This is a genomic window from Luteimonas sp. RIT-PG2_3 (genome assembly GCF_054902115.1).
Window position 1 is genome coordinate 80,087 of the sequence record NZ_JBUBPF010000011.1, and the last position, 16,185, is coordinate 96,271.

At 67.5% G+C, this 16,185-nt stretch carries 14 protein-coding genes; 1 reads left to right on the top strand and 13 read right to left on the bottom strand.

The features are described from left to right. The first annotated feature begins 74 nt into the window (after positions 1-74). Complete coding sequence (locus ACYX7E_RS15605) at positions 75-1,127, top strand: HDOD domain-containing protein (protein ID WP_462081512.1); 1,053 nt, start codon at positions 75-77, stop codon at positions 1,125-1,127. A 218-nt stretch (positions 1,128-1,345) separates the two neighbouring features. On the opposite strand, the gene ubiE is transcribed toward ACYX7E_RS15605, so the two are convergent. From ubiE to ACYX7E_RS15670, 13 genes are all read right to left on the bottom strand, one after another. Then, positions 1,346-2,107: a bifunctional demethylmenaquinone methyltransferase/2-methoxy-6-polyprenyl-1,4-benzoquinol methylase UbiE gene (gene ubiE, locus ACYX7E_RS15610; RefSeq protein ID WP_462081513.1), complete on the bottom strand. Its 762-nt coding sequence runs from the start codon at positions 2,105-2,107 to the stop codon at positions 1,346-1,348. A 7-nt stretch (positions 2,108-2,114) separates the two neighbouring features. Next, entirely contained in the window at positions 2,115-3,662 is a 1,548-nt protein-coding gene (locus ACYX7E_RS15615; protein ID WP_462081514.1) for a TerC family protein, read from the bottom strand. 100 nt (positions 3,663-3,762) lie between these two features. Beyond that, positions 3,763-4,191, bottom strand: coding sequence for a hypothetical protein (locus ACYX7E_RS15620; RefSeq protein WP_462081515.1), 429 nt, complete (start codon positions 4,189-4,191; stop codon positions 3,763-3,765). Positions 4,192-4,281: 90 nt separating this feature from the next. After that, positions 4,282-5,673 (bottom strand): ATP-dependent protease ATPase subunit HslU, encoded by a 1,392-nt coding sequence (hslU, locus tag ACYX7E_RS15625; RefSeq protein WP_462081575.1) that lies wholly within the window; start codon positions 5,671-5,673, stop codon positions 4,282-4,284. A gap of 233 nt (positions 5,674-5,906) precedes the next feature. Continuing rightward, entirely contained in the window at positions 5,907-6,458 is a 552-nt protein-coding gene (gene hslV, locus ACYX7E_RS15630) for an ATP-dependent protease subunit HslV (RefSeq protein ID WP_462081516.1), read from the bottom strand. Positions 6,459-6,540: 82 nt separating this feature from the next. Continuing rightward, a complete protein-coding gene (locus ACYX7E_RS15635; RefSeq protein ID WP_462081517.1) occupies positions 6,541-7,719 on the bottom strand; it encodes a hypothetical protein in 1,179 nt (392 codons plus the stop codon). Positions 7,720-7,742: 23 nt separating this feature from the next. Continuing rightward, entirely contained in the window at positions 7,743-8,618 is an 876-nt protein-coding gene (gene xerC / locus ACYX7E_RS15640; protein WP_462081518.1) for a tyrosine recombinase XerC, read from the bottom strand. A gap of 100 nt (positions 8,619-8,718) precedes the next feature. Further along, positions 8,719-9,414, bottom strand: coding sequence for a DUF484 family protein (locus tag ACYX7E_RS15645; RefSeq protein ID WP_462081519.1), 696 nt, complete (start codon positions 9,412-9,414; stop codon positions 8,719-8,721). After that, positions 9,402-10,262 (bottom strand): diaminopimelate epimerase, encoded by an 861-nt coding sequence (gene dapF / locus ACYX7E_RS15650; protein ID WP_462081520.1) that lies wholly within the window; start codon positions 10,260-10,262, stop codon positions 9,402-9,404. The genes ACYX7E_RS15645 and dapF overlap by 13 nt, the downstream gene beginning before the upstream one ends. Before the next feature lie 19 nt (positions 10,263-10,281). Beyond that, complete coding sequence (gene lptM / locus ACYX7E_RS15655) at positions 10,282-10,626, bottom strand: LPS translocon maturation chaperone LptM (protein ID WP_462081521.1); 345 nt, start codon at positions 10,624-10,626, stop codon at positions 10,282-10,284. 109 nt (positions 10,627-10,735) lie between these two features. Next, positions 10,736-11,149 carry a YbaN family protein gene (locus ACYX7E_RS15660; protein ID WP_462081522.1) on the bottom strand — a complete coding sequence of 138 codons (414 nt, stop codon included), beginning with the start codon at positions 11,147-11,149 and terminating at the stop codon, positions 10,736-10,738. Between the two features lie 63 nt (positions 11,150-11,212). Further along, complete coding sequence (locus tag ACYX7E_RS15665; protein ID WP_462081523.1) at positions 11,213-13,519, bottom strand: S9 family peptidase; 2,307 nt, start codon at positions 13,517-13,519, stop codon at positions 11,213-11,215. 298 nt (positions 13,520-13,817) lie between these two features. Next, positions 13,818-16,004, bottom strand: a complete 2,187-nt coding sequence (locus tag ACYX7E_RS15670) for a prolyl oligopeptidase family serine peptidase (protein ID WP_462081524.1) — start codon at positions 16,002-16,004, stop codon at positions 13,818-13,820. Between the last annotated feature and the right edge of the window lie 181 nt (positions 16,005-16,185).

Here is a 16,185-nt window from a genome sequence, read left to right on the forward strand (position 1 = left end):
ATGCAATGCCGCGTTGCATGCCCGCCTGCGTTGCTATCATGGCGACCTTCATCCGCATTCGCCGAGGAGTGGTCGTGCATCTGGTAGTGGCATGGGAGCACGACGACGAAATCGCGGCCTTGCAGGCGGATATCGCCCGCGATGGCCTCGACTGGCAGGTGACATGGATGCCGCTCGGCGATGCCGCGACCGGCTCGGCGGCGGACCTCGAACCCGACGTCTTCATCTGCGACGCCGACAGCGGCTGGAGCCGCTGCCAGTGGCTGCTCGACCAGGTGCGCCAGCGCCAGCCGCATGCGATCCGCATTGCGCTGATGGAGCCCGGCGACAACCGTCGCGCCGTCGCCGCGCTCGAACATGCCCACCGCGTGCTGCCCAAGCCGATGACCTCGCATGAAGTCGTCGACGCCATCCAGAGCGTGCTCGACCTGCAGGTGCTGCTGTCGGATCCGGCGCTGAAGGCGGCACTCGAACGCGTCGGCGCGCTGCCGTCGGCGCCGACCCAGTACCTCGCGCTGACCCGTCTGCTGCGCGACCCCGATGTCGCCGCCCCGGCGATCAGCGACGTCATCGCACAGGACCCGGCGCTGACCGCGCGCGTGCTGCGGCTCAGCAACTCGGCCTATTACGCGACCGGCCGCGAGATCGGCGACCTGCGCACGGCCGTGGTCCGGCTGGGCAACGACACCCTGCGCCGGCTGGTGCTGGCCTGCGAAGTGTTTTCGTCAGGTGCCGAGGCCGAGGCCATGCGCGACCGCGCGCTGCGGATCTCGTGGCTGGCCGCGCAACTGCTGCCCGGCAGCGGTTCGGGCCTGGCCGCGACCGCCGGCCTGCTGTCCGAAGTGGGCCTGCTGATGCCGCCGGAAGTCCGCTCGGCCGACGTCCCGCACGGCATCGCCGGCGCCTACCTGCTGGGCATGTGGGGACTGCCCGAGCCGATCGTCGCCGCCGTCGCCTACCACGCCGCCCCGGGCCGCGCGCCCGGCGCGTTCTGGCTGGCCGGTGCCGTGCACGTCGCCGCCGGACTGGTCAACGGCACCGAGGTCGACACCGAATACCTGCGCCGTACCGGCCGCCTGCAGGAGCTGCAGCACTGGCGCGCGCTCGCCGCGGGCGAGCCCGGCTGACGCTACCGGGCCCGCAGAAGCGCGGCCCGGCACTTCGCTGCTGGAGTACCCGTGAGTTCGAATGAGCTCGCATGCGCTTGCATGGGCTTCGATGGGCGCGAACCGCGGTCCGTCTAGAAGCGCCGATGTGTTGATCGCCGATGCGCGGGTCACCGCCGCGCCGCGCGGACAGCACGACGCATGGCGGGCGCAATGCGCCCATGGGCAATCGGGTGCGATCAGGCCTTGTAACCGTCGTGGATCGCGACGATGCCGCCCGACAGGTTGCGGTAACGGCAGCGCGCGAAGCCCGCGCCCTCCATCATCGACTTCAGCGCATCCTGCGGCGGATGCTTGCGGATGCTCTCCGACAGGTACTGGTAGCTGTCGGCATCGCCGGCGAACAGCTTGCCCAGCCGCGGCAGCACCTTGAACGAATGGAAGTCGTAGATCGGCTTGAACCAGTCCGAGGTCACTTCCGAGAACTCCAGCACCCTCGCCTGCCCGCCGACCTTCAGTACTCGCAGCATTTCGGCCAGCGCGGCATCCTTGTCGGTGACGTTGCGCAGGCCGAACGCGATCGTCACCAGGTCGAAGCTGGCATCGGGGAATGGCAATTGCTGGGCGTTGCACTGCACGTAGTCGAAGCCGTTGACGTTGCCGCGGTTGATCATGCGGTCGCGGCCGACGCGCAGCATCGCGCCGTTGATGTCGCCCAGCACCAGCTCGCCGGTCGTGCCGACGCGATCCTTCAGCAGGGCCGCGATGTCGCCGGTGCCACCGGCCAGGTCGAGCACGCGGTCGCCGCGCTTGACCTGTGCGGTGGACACGAAATAGCGCTTCCAGAGCCGGTGGATACCCAGGCTCATCAGGTCGTTCATCAGGTCGTAGTTGCCGGCGACCGAGGAGAACACCTCGCCGACCAGCTTCTGCTTGTCGCCGACCGGGACATCGCGGAAACCGAAATGGGTGGTACCGGATTTGGGGGATTCGTCGCTCATGCCCGGATTATCCCTCATTCGCGCCCGCGGCGAGCCGCAGCTTGCCGACCCGGCGCCGTTCCAGCGACAGCACCTCCAGCACATGGCCGTGCCGCTCGATGCGGTCGCCCTGGGCCGGCATCCTGTCCAGCGCGTGCAGCAGCAGCCCGGACAGCGTGACGTAGGTCGATTCCCGGAGCAGCGCGATCCCGGTGGCCTGCTGGACGTCCTCCATCGACATCGACCCGTCGACCGTCCAGCTGCCGTCGTCGTTCAGCACCGCGCCATAGTCGGCGTCGCGGGTGTCGGCCAGGTCGCCGGCGATGGTCGCCAGGAGGTCGTTGGCCGTGACCATGCCCTCGATGCTGCCGTACTCGTCGACAACCACGGCCAGCGGGATCGGATGCGCGCGGATCTGCTCGAGCACCCGCAACGTCGAGGTGCCCTCCTGCACCACCAGCGGTTCGCGGACGAAATCGGTGACCTCCAGCGCCGCGCCCTGCAGCACGCTCGACAGCAGGTCGCTGCTCTGCACGATGCCGAGCAGCTGATCCAGCTCGCCATCGCAGACCAGCAGGCGGGTATGCGGCGACGCGACCAGGCGCTCGGTCGCATGCGCGATGCCACGCGTCGCGTCGATCCACGCGATGTCGCTGCGGACCGTCATCACGCTGGTCACCGGGCGCTCGGCCAGGCTCAGCACGCTGCGGATCATGTCGTGCTCGGAGGCTTCCAGCCGATCGCCGCCGCCGTCCTGCGCATGCTCGGCCGCCGCGTCCTCGCCTTCCACGCTGTCGGGACGCGCACCGAGCAGCCGCGACACCGCCTCGACCGTGCGCTGGCGGAACGGCAGCTGCCGGGCATTGCGCTCGCGCCGGAAACGCGACCACTGGTTGAACGCCTCGATCAGGATCGAGAACACGATCGCCGCGTACAGGTAGCCCTTCGGGATCTTGAATCCCAACCCCTCGGCGACCAGGCTGAAGCCGATCATCAGCAGGAAGCCCAGGCACAGCACGACCACTGTCGGATGCTTGTTGACGAAGCTCGTCAGCGGCTTGCTGGCCAGCAGCATCACCGCCATCGCGATCGTCACCGCGGCGTACATCACGCCCAGGTTGTCGACCATGCCGACCGCGGTGATCACCGAGTCCAGCGAGAACACCGCGTCGAGCACGACGATCTGCGCGACAACGACGCCGAATGCCGCGTACGCCTTCCTGCCGCCGCTGTCGTGGGCACGCCCTTCGAGCCGCTCGTGCAGCTCCATCGTCGCCTTGAACAACAGGAACAGGCCGCCGACCAGCAGGATCAGGTCGCGCCCCGAGAACGCATGGCCGAACACCGCGAACAGCGGCTCGGTCAGCTTCATGATCCAGGCCAGCAGCGCCAGCAGCACCAGCCGCATCAGCAGCGCCAGCGACAATCCGATGATGCGTGCGCGATCGCGCTGCTCAGGTGGCAGCTTGTCGGCGAGGATCGCGATGAACACCAGATTGTCGATGCCCAGGATGATCTCGAGGACCACCAGGGTCGTCAGACCCATCCATATCGTCGGGTCGGACAGCCATTCCATAGGTGTTCTTGCATCGGGTTACGGGGGACACTGATTCTGCCACGCCCGCGTTATCGGCATGTGCAGCGGCGCCCGGCAGGCCGGGACGCGCGCTATTCCGTCAGCGCCGGCTCCACAGCACCAGCCACAGCACCAGCGCCAGCACGTTGACGCCGATGACGGCCGTGGCCGGGCCGCCTGCGGCCAGCCGCAGGCCCTGCGACGGCAGCGACCAGTCGATGTCGGCCGTCACCGAACGACCGAAGCGCAGGAACAGCGGCACGCTGGCCCCGGTGTGCCACGCATAGCTGAACCACGACGTGGCGACCAGCGGCACCTGCAGGCCCTGCGCGATCCGCGACATGCGCTCACCCTGGGCATGGCCTTCGATCAGCAGCACGCCAGCGACCAGCGCTAAGCCCGACAGCAGCATGCCGATCAACAGGACCACGCTGGCACGCCCGTCCAGCAAGGCCGGCAACGCGGAAAACAGGCCGTAGAAACCGCCGGCGATCTGCAGGATCGCGACGATCCGGAGCAACAGGTTCATGGACGGTGTCTCCAACAGGGCCGGCGATTATGGCAATCGCCGGCCCTGTCGCTCAAGGCGTGACCATTCCTGCGGGCAGACAGCAAAGGCTTACAGGATGTAGCGGCTCAGGTCCGGATCCTGCACCAGCTCGCCCAGGTGCGCATCGACGTAGGCGCGATCGATGACGACCGTGCTGCCGTCCTTGTCGGGCGCCTCGTAGCTCAGCGTATCGAGCAGGCGTTCGAGCACGGTGTGCAGCCGGCGTGCGCCGATGTTCTCCTGTCGCTCATTGACCTGCGCGGCGATCTCCGCCAGCCGGTCGACGGCATCGTCGGCGAACGTCAGGCCGACACCTTCGGTCTTCAGCAGCTCGACGTACTGCTTGGTCAGCGCTGCCTTGGGCTCGGTCAGGATGCGTACAAAATCCTGCTTGCTCAGCGCCGTCAGTTCGACCCGGATCGGGAAGCGGCCCTGCATTTCCGGAATCAGGTCGCTGGGCTTGGCCAGATGGAACGCACCCGATGCGATGAACAGGATGTGGTCGGTCTTCACCGAGCCGTACTTGGTGCTGACGGTACTGCCCTCGACCAGCGGCAGCAGGTCGCGCTGCACGCCTTCGCGGCTGACATCGCCGCCACCGATGTTCTCTCCGCGCTTGGCGACCTTGTCGATCTCGTCGATGAACACGATGCCATGCTGCTCGCAGGCCTCGATCGCGGCTTCGCGGACTTCGTCCTCGTTGACCAGCTTGCCGGCCTCTTCCTCGATCAGCTGCGGGCGTGCGGCCTTGATCGTCAGCGAGCGCTTGTGGGTCTTGCCGCCACCGAGGTTGCTGAACATCTGCCGCAACTGCTGGCCCATCTCCTCCATGCCCGGCGGGGTCATGATGTCGACGCCGGCGCTGGCGGCGATCTCCAGTTCGATCTCGCGCTGGTCGAGCTCACCTGCGCGCAATTGCCGGCGCAGCTTCTGCCGGGTTTCCGACTCCTTGCTCGACGGCTCCGCACCGATGTCGACCGTGGCGGTGTTGGTGAAGCCGAAGCCGCTCGACGGCGCTTCGCGACGCGGCAGCAGCGCATCGATGATCCTGTCCTCGGCGCGCTCCTCGGCCTGCGTGCGCACGCGCTGCTTGGCCTGCTCGCGGTAGAGCTTGACCGCGGTGTCGGCAAGATCGCGGATGATCTGCTCCACGTCCTTGCCCACGTAGCCGACCTCGGTGAAGCGCGTGGCCTCGACCTTGACGAACGGCGCATTGGCCAGCGTCGCCAGGCGACGCGCGATCTCGGTCTTGCCGACGCCGGTCGGCCCGATCATCAGGATGTTCTTGGGCATCACCTCGTTGCGCAGGTCGTCCGGCAACTGCGCGCGGCGCCAGCGGTTGCGCAGCGCGATCGCGACCGCGCGCTTGGCCGAGGACTGGCCGACGATGTGGCGGTCGAGTTCCTGCACGATCTCGCGCGGCGTCATGGTGGAGTTGGATGTATCGGGCTTGTTCGGCATGGGGGCGTCCGTGGTGGCCTGCAGGGCGTGTCTGGCGTACATCAGGGTACGTGGGGGGTACATGGGGAGTCCGGCCTGCGGTGCCGCTTGGGCGCGCAGGACGGATGGCGCGGAAGGTCTTGTCGTTGGCTTGGCTGGTTGGGGCGTCGGCACGGTCGTACGCGCTGCCTCGCGCGCGCCACCTGTGTCGTCAGCGTCCTCTCAAGCTGCGCTGCAAACGCAACCGACCGCCATCAGAGTTCTTCGACGACGACGTTGCGGTTGGTGTAGATGCAGATGTCCCCGGCGATGTGCAGCGCTTCCGTCGCGATCGCGCGCGCATCGAGCTCGGTGTGCGCCAGCAGCGCGCGTGCCGCCGACAGCGCATAGGAACCGCCGGAACCGATCGCGATGATGCCGTCCTCGGGCTCGATGACATCGCCGGTGCCGCTGATGATCAACGAGGTGTCCTTGTCGGCCACCGCCAGCAGCGCCTCGAGCTTTCCGAAGCGGCGTTCGGTGCGCCAGTCCTTGGCCATCTCGACCGCGGCACGCTGCAACTGGCCGTGCTTGCCGAGCTTGGACTCGAACAGCTCGAACAAGGTAAAGGCATCGGCTGCCGCACCCGCGAAACCGGCCAGCACCTGACCGTCGGCACCGAGCCGTCGCACCTTGCGCGCATTGCCCTTCATCACGGTGTGGCCAAGCGTGACCTGACCGTCACCGGCCACGGCGACCTTGCCGTTGCGGCGCACCGACAGGATCGTCGTGGCGTGGAACACATTGGGGTTCTGGCTGGGGTCCATGCGGCCTCCGGGGATCGAATTCCTTGGATGGGGACAACCGCGGACGGTTCAAGGCTGGCACGGCAATCGGCGCCCGGACGGCTCAGCGTTTTGGCAGGTCTATGGCCGCGCGATCCGCCACGAGGCAGTCACCCGGTGGCAAAGCGGAGACATCGACATCTCCGATGACCTCTCGTGAACCGACGCGCTCGCGCTCCATCCGGCACCGCCCTGGCGCCAGCCTCAGGTTGCCGCCCCCCTCTCCCGCTTTCACGATCACCTGCGCTCGCGGAATGGCCGACGCGGCATCGCCCTGGGCGAACGCGCGTAGCAACGTATCTTCCTGAACACGCTCCACACAGATCGGGATCAGCCCACCGTTCATCGCCTCGACGGCCGCGATGGCGGCAGGAGGATGCATCACGACGATGTCAGCGTTTCCTCTTCCCCTGACAGGTTGCCCATCCCGCATCGCAACCACGGGCGCTCTGGAATCGACCGGCCATGCTTGCTCCTTGTCGGGGCAAGCGGTTGCGCCCTGCGCAATCGTGATCGGCTCGATGCCCGTCAGCGCGATGAAACGCGACGCCATCCACCCGTCCTCGGGAACCTTGGAAATATGCGACGCGCCTGCGTAGACCAGCAACTTGCGCCCGGGATTGGATTCGATCCAGGCCGCAAGATGGCTGGCCTGCCCGGACTCGCGCGCCTCCTTGTTCCCCATCGCTTCGTAGTGGACGAAATCCCAGCCCAGCGCATGCGCCTTCCGCAGCGCAGCCGCGAAGGTGGGATCCGCCACGTAAAAGCCGGTATCGACATCGACGATGCCGTTCCCCAGCCGACCCGGCGCCTGCGAGCCGAATGTTTCTGCAGCCAACACGCTGAATCCCCGCGCATGCAACACGTCCAGCAAACGCGACAGGAATGCCCGGTGCGCGCTCCTGAAGTGCGACTCGTTGAGCATCACGATCCGATGATCCGCCACGCGCTCCGCAATGACGTCAACCGCATCGCGGTATTCGACACCATCGGCAAATTCCACGTGCCCGAACAATGCGCAGGCCGGCGCTTCATCCCCCGCGAAGACTGCGACCTGCGCGGCAATCTGCGCCAGCTCCGGACGCTGCCGAAGTTCATGCAAGGCCGCCCACGGACGATTTGCCTTCAGCAGCGTCGACCAGTCGGGTGGAGATTGCGCACCCGCGTTCAAGGCCAGGACTGCAAGCAACAGCCCGATCATCACAGGTATCCAGCGCGCATCGGGCCGGGGCTTTTCACTCATGGGAATTCCTTTCCTTGGGGCGATCAATCCTTTTGCCGCTTCGCGCGCGGATGCGCGGCGTCGTAGACCTTGGCCAGATGCTGGAAATCGAGATGGGTATAGATCTGGGTCGTCGCGATGTCGGCGTGGCCGAGCAGTTCCTGCACGCCGCGCAGGTCGCCGGACGACTCCAGCACATGGCTGGCGAAGGAATGCCGCAACAGGTGTGGATGCACGCGCTTGAACAGGCCCTGGCGCTGCGCGAGCTGGCGCATGCGGATCTGGATCGCGCGCGGACTGATCGGCCTGCCGCCACGACCGGGAAACACCGGCGTATCGTTGCCGGCGCCCGTTTCGCTGCGCCACTGCGCCAGCGCCTCGCGCGCATGCGAGCCCACGGGCACGATGCGCTGCTTGCTGCCCTTGCCGAGCACGCTGACCAGCCCGTCGTCGAGGTGCAGGTCGCGCCAGTGCAGTTGGCACAGCTCGCTCAGGCGCAGGCCCGAGGAATAGAACAGCTCCAGCATCGCGCGATCGCGCAGGCCTAACGGGCCGTCGGTCGGGACTTCGACCAGGGCCTTGGCTTCATCGGGATCGAGCACCTGCGGCAACTTGCGCGGCGCCTTCGGCGCGCGGATGCCGCTGGCCGGATTGGCCGCGATGCGACCGTGCTTGAGCTGCCACGAAAAGAAACTGCGGCAGGCCGACAGGCGGCGTTGCAGGCTCTTGGGCGACAGGCCTCGCCGATGCTCGGCGGCGATGAACATCCGCAACTGCTCGGTCTGCAGTTGCAGCACATCGGTCACGCCCTGGGCGCGGCTCCAGTCCTGCAAGGCCAGCAGGTCGCGCTGGTAGCCATCGAGCGTATGCGGAGACATCCGCCGCTCGACCTGCAGATGCGACAGGAATGCTTCGATCATCGCAGCCTCCCGGCCCGAGGGCGCGCCTGCGTGCCGCCGCCCATGCCTGCCGCTGCGGAGCGAGCCGCGCGGCTACGCGCTGCGGGCCCGCGCGCGACCATCAGCCATCGAACCTGCGCAGCGCGATCTCGAACGCTTCGCCCATCATGCGCAGGAACAGGGTGCCCATGCCGGGATAGAAGCGGTTGCCGTCGCGACTGCCGACCGCGATCATGCCGACGCCTTCCAGCGGCAGCAGCGCGCTCGACTGCACTTCGTCGACGCGCGGGCCATACAGCAGTGCCTGCTTGTCCGGGTGCAGGCGGCCGCACAGCGGCTCGCCATCCTTCAAAGCATCGTGGAACGGCGCCAACGCACGATCGTCGCGCGCGATGACCTGCAGCCAGCTGTCATCCTGGTCTGCTTCGCCGGTCAGGCCCTCGGGGGCGTGGAACAGCACGATCCGCACCAGGTCGCCGTTGAAATCCTCGGCCAGCGTCGCCGCCATCGCGCGCACCACGCCGGCCGCGCTGCCCTGCCGCATCAACGCCAGCGTCAGCTGGTGGGTGCGCACGGCCAGACGCTCGTTGTCCTGCGACACCGCGTACAGGTCATGCAGCCTGCGGCTCAGTTCGCGGTTCTTGTCGCGCAGCACTTCCAGCTGGTAACTGGCCAGCGACGCCGCCGGGCCATCCTCGCGCGGCACCACCAGGCTCAGGGCCAGGTCCGGGAACTGCTGCAGGAACTTCGGCTGGCGTCGCAGCCAGGCCGCGACTTCGTGCGCGCCCATTTTTTCGGTGTTGCTCATCCGATCCATTCCCCTTCGAAAACAAAAGCCGTCGGCCCCGACATGATGACGCTGGCCTCGTCATGCGGCCACGCGATCTGCAGGTCGCCGCCGGGCAGCGACACCGTGACCTCGCGCGCGATGCGGCCACGGCGCATCAGCACCGCGGCGGCCGCGCAGGCGCCACTACCACAGGCCAGCGTCTCGCCGACGCCGCGCTCGAACACGCGCAGGCGCACATGGCCGGCATCGATCACCTGGACGAAACCGACGTTCGCCGATTCCGGAAAATTCGCCAGCCGCTGCACCGCCGGTCCCCAGTGCGCGACCGGCGCGACATCGACCGACGTCACCTCGATGACCGCGTGCGGGTTGCCCATCGAGACCGCGCCCAACTCGATCGGCGGTTGCCCCAGGCCATCGCCAAGCGTCAGCGCATAGGTGTCCTGCGACACCGCGAAGCCAGCCAGCGGAATCCGTGCGGGCTCGAACTCGGGGCGACCCATCGCGATCCGGAAGCGGCCCTCGCCCAGATCCTCGGCCAGATGGCTGCCGGCCGGGCTGTCGAGCACGAAACGCGACGCGGCCGCCGCACCTTCGCGGACCAGCCACGCGGCGACGCAGCGCGCGCCATTGCCGCATTGCTGCGACGGCGAGCCGTCGGAATTCCAGATGCCATAAGCAGCCACCGCGTCCGCCGAGCGCGGCGGTGCGATCGTCAGGATCTGGTCGTAGCCGACACCGGTATGGCGGTCGGCGAGCGCGCGACACAGCGCGGGCGACGGTTCGGGCTGGCCATGACGCAGGTCCAGCACGATGAAGTCGTTGCCGGCGCCATGCATCTTGGAGAAGCGCAGAGATGGGCGGGGTGCGCTCATCGCGATCGCACCGGGCGCATCACGGCTTGTCGGTCGGGACGACGGGCGCCACCGGGGCGACGGGCGTCTGCGCGGCACCGGTCGCATCGGCAGCAGGCTCGTCGATGGCGTCCTGCGCGTCCTGCACGTCCTGCTCGCGGTCCTGCTCGCGGTCCTGCTCGCGGTCCTGCAGCGGCGCGTCCTGCGTCCGGTTCTGGTCGACGTTCTGGTCCGCGTCCTGCTGCGGCGGCAGCTTGGGCTTGATCAGGTAACGGCCCGCATCTTCCGGCGGCACGCGCGAGGGGTGCATCAGCGGCCCCTTGTTGCCGCAGGCGGACAGGACGGGGATCAGGGCGGCGAGCAGCCAGACAGGACGAATGTTCATGCCCGCAAGTGTAGCCCGGAGCCCCGGACCGGCGGAAACCCGGCGGGACCGGGGATGCGGCATATTCAGGCCGGGCCCGGCCTGCGATGCGCGCCGGGAGACGCTGTCCTCAGCCGCCCGGCGGTTCCGGCCGCTGCCACAGCCAGGTCGCGACGATCACCATGATCGCGGTCCCGCTGGCGGCCATCCACCAGCGCGGCGCGGTCAGGAACATGATCACCGCGCACAGCGACATCATCGTCACCGCCAGGCGCTTGGCGCGCCGGCTGACCGCACCATGCTGCTGCCAGTCGCGGATCATCGGACCGAACCGGGGATCGTCGAGCAGCCTGCGGTGCAGGCGCTCCGACCCCCGTGCCGCCGCGAATGCCGACAACAGGATGAACGGCACCGTCGGCAGCCCCGGCAGGAAGATGCCGACCACGCCGAGCCCGAGCGCCGCATAGGCCAGCAGCCACCAGGCCCAGCGGAAGCGGACCTTGCGGACGGGAGCGGCGGGCGGAAGCGGATCGGACGCGGTCATGCCGGCATTCTAGGCAGGCCCAACGGGAACCGGCGACACCGGCCCGATTCCACCAGGCGCGCCTCAGCCGCCCTTGACGCCCAACTGGTCCAGCGAGAACGCCATCGCTTCGGCGGTTTCGCGGAAGCGGCGGAAGCGGCCGGACTTGCCGCCGTGGCCGGCTTCCATGTTGGTGCGGAAGATCACCGGGTACTTGCTGGTGTTCAGATCGCGTAGTCGCGCCACGTACTTCGCCGGCTCCCAGTACTGCACTTGAGAATCCCACAGGCCGGTGCCGACATACATCGCCGGGTAGGCCTTCGCGGCCAGGTTGTCGTACGGGGAGTACGTCAGCATGTAGTCGTAGTACGGCTTCTGCTCCGGATTGCCCCACTCGTCGTACTCGTTGGTGGTCAGCGGGATGCTGGCATCGAGCATCGTCGTCACCACGTCGACGAACGGCACCTGCGAGATGATCACGCGATAGCTCTCGGGCGAGAGGTTGGACACCGCGCCCATCAGCAGGCCGCCGGCACTGCCGCCCATCGCCGCAACGCGGTCCTTGGCCGCATAGCCTTCATCGACCAGGAACTTGGTGACGTCGATGAAATCGGTGAACGTGTTCATCTTGTGCAGCAGCTTGCCGTCGTCGTACCACTGCCGGCCCATCTCCTGGCCGCCGCGGATGTGCGCGATCGCATAGACCATGCCGCGATCGAGCAGGCTGACCGTGGTCGCGCTGAAACCCGGATCGGTCGAGGCGCCATAGCTGCCATAGGCGTACTGCAGCAGCGCGGCCTTGCCGTTCTTCTCGAAGCCCTTGCGGTAGACCACCGACACCGGCACCTTGCGGCCATCGCGCGCGGGCGCCCAGAGACGCTCGGTCACGTACTGCGAGGGGTCGTAGCCGAGTACGGGCTGCTGCTTGAGCTGGCGGCGTTCGCCGGTCCTGATGTTGAGCTCGTAGGTCGTGGCCGGCGTGGTCATCGACGTGTACGCGTAGCGCAGCCAGTCGGTATCGGTCTCGGCATTGACCGACAGGCCCATCGAATAGGCCGGCTCGTCGGCCTTGACGTACTCGCTGCTGCCGTCGGCCTTGATCACGCGCACGCGCTCGAGGGCATCGGAGCGCTCGGCGACCGCCATGAAGCCGTCGAACACCTCATAGCCTTCGATGAAGACCTTGTCGTCATGTGCGACCAGGTCCTTCCAGTCCTTGCGCGAGGTCGACGCGCTGGGCGCGGTGACCAGCTTAAAGTTGGTCGCCGGCTTGCCGTCGCTGCCGGGCGCATTGGTCAGGATGACCCAGCGGCCGCCGGCATGGTCGGCGCTGTATTCGACATCGCGCTGGCGCGGCGCCAGCACCTTGAAGTCGACCGGGTTGGCGGCCGGCGCATAACGCAGTTCATCGGCCACCGTGCTCGACGAGTGGATCACGATGTACCTGTCGTCGCGGGTGCGGTCGATGCCCATGTAGTAGCTGTCGTCGGGCTCTTCGTAGACCAGGGTGTCGGCATTGACCGGTGTGCCCAGCACGTGGCGCTTGACGCGCTTGCTGAGCAGGGTCTCGGGATCGTTCTCGATGTACAGCAGGCTCTTGTTGTCGTCGGTCCAGACGATGTCGCCCGAGGTGCCGGTGATCTGGTCGGCATGGACCTCGCCGGTGTCGAGGTTGCGGACGCGGATCGTGTACTGGCGGCGGCCGTTGGTGTCGTCGGCGTAGGCCAGCAGGCGGTTGTCCTGGCTGACCGCGTAGTTGCCGACGTTGTAGTAGTCCTTGCCGGCGGCCAGCGCGTTGACGTCCAGCAGCACCTGCTCGCTGGCGAAATCCGCGCCTTCGTTGCGCCTCTGGATCGACAGCGCGTCCAGGCCCTCGGCATCGGCACGGCGCGCGTGCACGGGATAGTCCTTGCCGGTCTCGAAGCGCGAGTAGTACCAGTACCCACGCTCGCGATACGGCACCGAGCTGTCGTCCTGCTTGATGCGGGCGATGTACTCGGCGTACAGCGTGTCCTCGTTGGCCTTCAGCGGCGCCATCACCGCATCGGCGTAGGCGTTCTCGGCATTGAGGTAGGCCAGCATCGCCTTGTCCTCGCGCTTGTCGTCGCGCAGCCAGTAATACTCGTCGTTGCGCTCGGCGCCATGTGGCGCCTTGACCACGTGCGGGCGCTGCTCGACATCGGGCGGCACCGCGGTGACCGTCTGCGCGGGCGCCTGCGCGGATGCGGCGGCGGTATCGGGGGAACCGGCATCGTTGCCGGGGCTGCAGGCGGACATCATGGTCATCAGCAGGGAGGTCGCGATCAGGAGGGGGACGGGCTTGGCGAGCCGGGACGTGCGCGGCCGGGTGGTGGACAGCGCGGCGGCGGGCTTGCGGGAAGCAGGTGTCATGGATGGGGTCCGATGGAGGCGGATGCAACATCCGCCGATGGAAGATCGGGACGGCGCTGGCGGCGGGATCGCTCCCGCCGCCGGCCGCAAGCCTTTGCACATCAGAACCTGCTCAAAGTCTTGCTGCGCTTGCCATCTGGCGCGCGTGCGGTGCTCGGTTGCTCATGTACCTCCACGTACATTGCGCTTTCTGCCCGCTCTCATTGGTATGCACACCACGCGCCACCTGGCTGCGCTCGCGACAGACTTTGAACAGGTTCTCAGGACGGGGCTCCCGGCACGCCGGGACGCAATCGCCCTACTTTCCCAGTTGCTGCCACAGGAAACTGTAGTAGAGCGCATCCATGTGCGCAGCCTGCTGGTTGTTCGCAGCGCCGCCATGGCCACCCTCGATGTTCTCGTAGTAGCGCACGTCCTTGCCGGCGTCGAGCATCTTGGCGTGCATCTTGCGCGCATGCCCCGGATGCACGCGGTCGTCGCGAGTCGAGGTCAGCAGCAGCGTCGGCGGATAGGTGCGGGCCGGATCGAGCAGGTGGTACGGCGAGAACGTGCGGATGAACTCCCAGTCGGCGGTATCGGGATTGCCGTACTCGGCCATCCACGACGCGCCCGCCAGCAGCTTGTGGTAACGCTGCATGTCCAGCAACGGCACCTGGATCACGACCGCGCCGAACAACTCCGGGTACTGCGTCAGCATGTTGCCGGTCAGCAGGCCGCCGTTGCTGCCCCCGCGCACGCCCAGGTGCGCCGGCGAGGTGATCTTGCGTGCGATCAGGTCCTGCGCGACCGCGGCGAAATCCTCGTAGGCCTTGTGCCGGTTGGCCTTCAGCGCGGCCTGGTGCCAGCGCGGCCCGTACTCGCCACCGCCGCGGATGTTGGCGACCGCGTAGACACCGTGGCGGCCATTGCGCGAACGCTCCAGCCAGCCCTTGCCGACACTGCCCGAGTAACCCGGCGTCAGCGAGATTTCGAAACCGCCATAGCCGTACAGCAGCGTCGGGTTGCCGCCGTCGAGCGGCATGTCCTTCGGGCGCACCAGGAAGTACGGCACGCGCGTGCCGTCCTTGGAGGTCGCGAAATGCTGCTCGGCTTCATGGGTGTCGCTGTTGAAGAACTCGGGCTGGGTCTTCAGCACCACGATCGCGCCGGCACCGGCACCGGCTTCGGCCAGCATCAGCCGGGTCGGGGTCAGGTAGTCGGTCACCGTCAGCCAGACCGCATCGTCCTCGTCGCTGTCGACCGCACCGACGCTGACCGTGCCCAGCGCGGGCACGCCGTCGAACGCGTTGCGCGTCCAGCCGTTGTCACCGTGGGTCAGCACCGTCAGCGTGTTCTTGACGTTGTCGAGCACGTTGAGCACGACATGGTTGCGGGTGAAGGTGACGCCGGCCAGCGAGCTGGTGTCGGTCGGCTCGAACAGCACGTCGAACTCGCGCTTGCCGGCCATGAAGTCGTCGAACTTCGCGACCAGGTACGAGCCGGCCTGGTAGGTCTTTCCGCCCACGGTCCACGGCTCGCGCAGTTCGAAAGTCAGCCATTCCCGGTGGAAGCCCTTGTTGACCGAGTTGGGCGCGTCGATCTTGACCAGCGTGCCGTCGGTGCCGCGCAGGTACAGCTCGTCGTTGTAGAACGCCAGTGTGCGCGACACGTAGTCGCGGACGAAGCCCGGCGTATCGTCGCGGCCGCCGGAGATGTACATGTCGTCCGGCTTGCCTTCGTAGACCACGCTGGCCGAGGCCAGCGGCGTGCCGCGCTTCCAGTGCTTGAGGATGCGCGGATAGCCGGAGCTGGTCAGGCTGCCGTCGCCGAAGTCGCTGAAGACGTAGACGTTGTCCTGGTCGATCCACTGCAGCCCGCCCTTGGCCTCCGGGCGCGAGAAGCCGCCGTCGACGAAGGTCCTGCTGTCGAGGTCGAATTCGCGGGTCACGGTGGCATCGGCGCCGCCGCGCGACAGCGCGATCAGGCAGCGACGGTAGGGCTCGCCGTCCTGGCTCGGGCGCAGGCAGTTCGCGCCGCCCCAGACCCAGTTGGTGCCCTCGGCCTTGTTCAGCGCGTCGAGGTCGAGCACGGTCTCCCACTTGGGCTGCGGCTTGCGGTATTCCTCCAGCGTGGTGCGCCGCCACAGGCCGCGCTCGTTGTGCTTGTCGCGCCAGAAGTTGTAGTACCACTCGCCCTGCTTGTAGATGCCGGGAATCTTGTCGGTAGAGTCATAGACCGCCAGCAGATCCGCTTCCAGCGCCTTGAATTCGGGGCTGGCGGCAAGCTCGGCCTCGGCCTTGGCGTTCTGCGCCTTGACCCAGTCCAGCGCCTTGGGATCCTCGACCACCTCCAGCCACTGGTAGGGATCGCCCTGCTGGGGATTGTCCTGCTTGGTGCCGCTCACGTTGGCCTCCGGTGCGTTCGCCTGTTGGGCCTGCAGCGGACCCGCAGCGGCCAGTCCGATGGCCACGCCTGCGGCCATGCAGGCCTGCGTCAATATCGACATGCAACGTCTCCGTTCAATGGAACCGGGGACGCTAGCACAGCGGCGCAAGCACCCCGAGTGCCGGAAGTGGGCTTGTGGCCATCGAGGGGCCGCGGATAAGCCAGTGCTGGTAAGCCACTGGAGAGCCCCTCGCCGGTCACGGACGGAGGCGCGACCACATGGAACGGCGGGAGGCCTGCGC

Bases quoted from the DNA above. Each gene is read 5' to 3' on its own strand.
- ubiE (WP_462081513.1), bottom strand. From the start codon at position 2,107: ATGAGCGACGAATCCCCCAAATCCGGTACCACCCATTTCGGTTTCCGC.
- ACYX7E_RS15615 (WP_462081514.1), bottom strand. From the start codon at position 3,662: ATGGAATGGCTGTCCGACCCGACGATATGGATGGGTCTGACGACCCTG.
- ACYX7E_RS15620 (WP_462081515.1), bottom strand. From the start codon at position 4,191: ATGAACCTGTTGCTCCGGATCGTCGCGATCCTGCAGATCGCCGGCGGT.
- hslU (WP_462081575.1), bottom strand. From the start codon at position 5,673: ATGCCGAACAAGCCCGATACATCCAACTCCACCATGACGCCGCGCGAG.
- hslV (WP_462081516.1), bottom strand. From the start codon at position 6,458: ATGGACCCCAGCCAGAACCCCAATGTGTTCCACGCCACGACGATCCTG.
- ACYX7E_RS15635 (WP_462081517.1), bottom strand. From the start codon at position 7,719: ATGAGTGAAAAGCCCCGGCCCGATGCGCGCTGGATACCTGTGATGATC.
- xerC (WP_462081518.1), bottom strand. From the start codon at position 8,618: ATGATCGAAGCATTCCTGTCGCATCTGCAGGTCGAGCGGCGGATGTCT.
- ACYX7E_RS15645 (WP_462081519.1), bottom strand. From the start codon at position 9,414: ATGGATCGGATGAGCAACACCGAAAAAATGGGCGCGCACGAAGTCGCG.
- dapF (WP_462081520.1), bottom strand. From the start codon at position 10,262: ATGAGCGCACCCCGCCCATCTCTGCGCTTCTCCAAGATGCATGGCGCC.
- lptM (WP_462081521.1), bottom strand. From the start codon at position 10,626: ATGAACATTCGTCCTGTCTGGCTGCTCGCCGCCCTGATCCCCGTCCTG.
- ACYX7E_RS15660 (WP_462081522.1), bottom strand. From the start codon at position 11,149: ATGACCGCGTCCGATCCGCTTCCGCCCGCCGCTCCCGTCCGCAAGGTC.
- ACYX7E_RS15665 (WP_462081523.1), bottom strand. From the start codon at position 13,519: ATGACACCTGCTTCCCGCAAGCCCGCCGCCGCGCTGTCCACCACCCGG.
- ACYX7E_RS15670 (WP_462081524.1), bottom strand. From the start codon at position 16,004: ATGTCGATATTGACGCAGGCCTGCATGGCCGCAGGCGTGGCCATCGGA.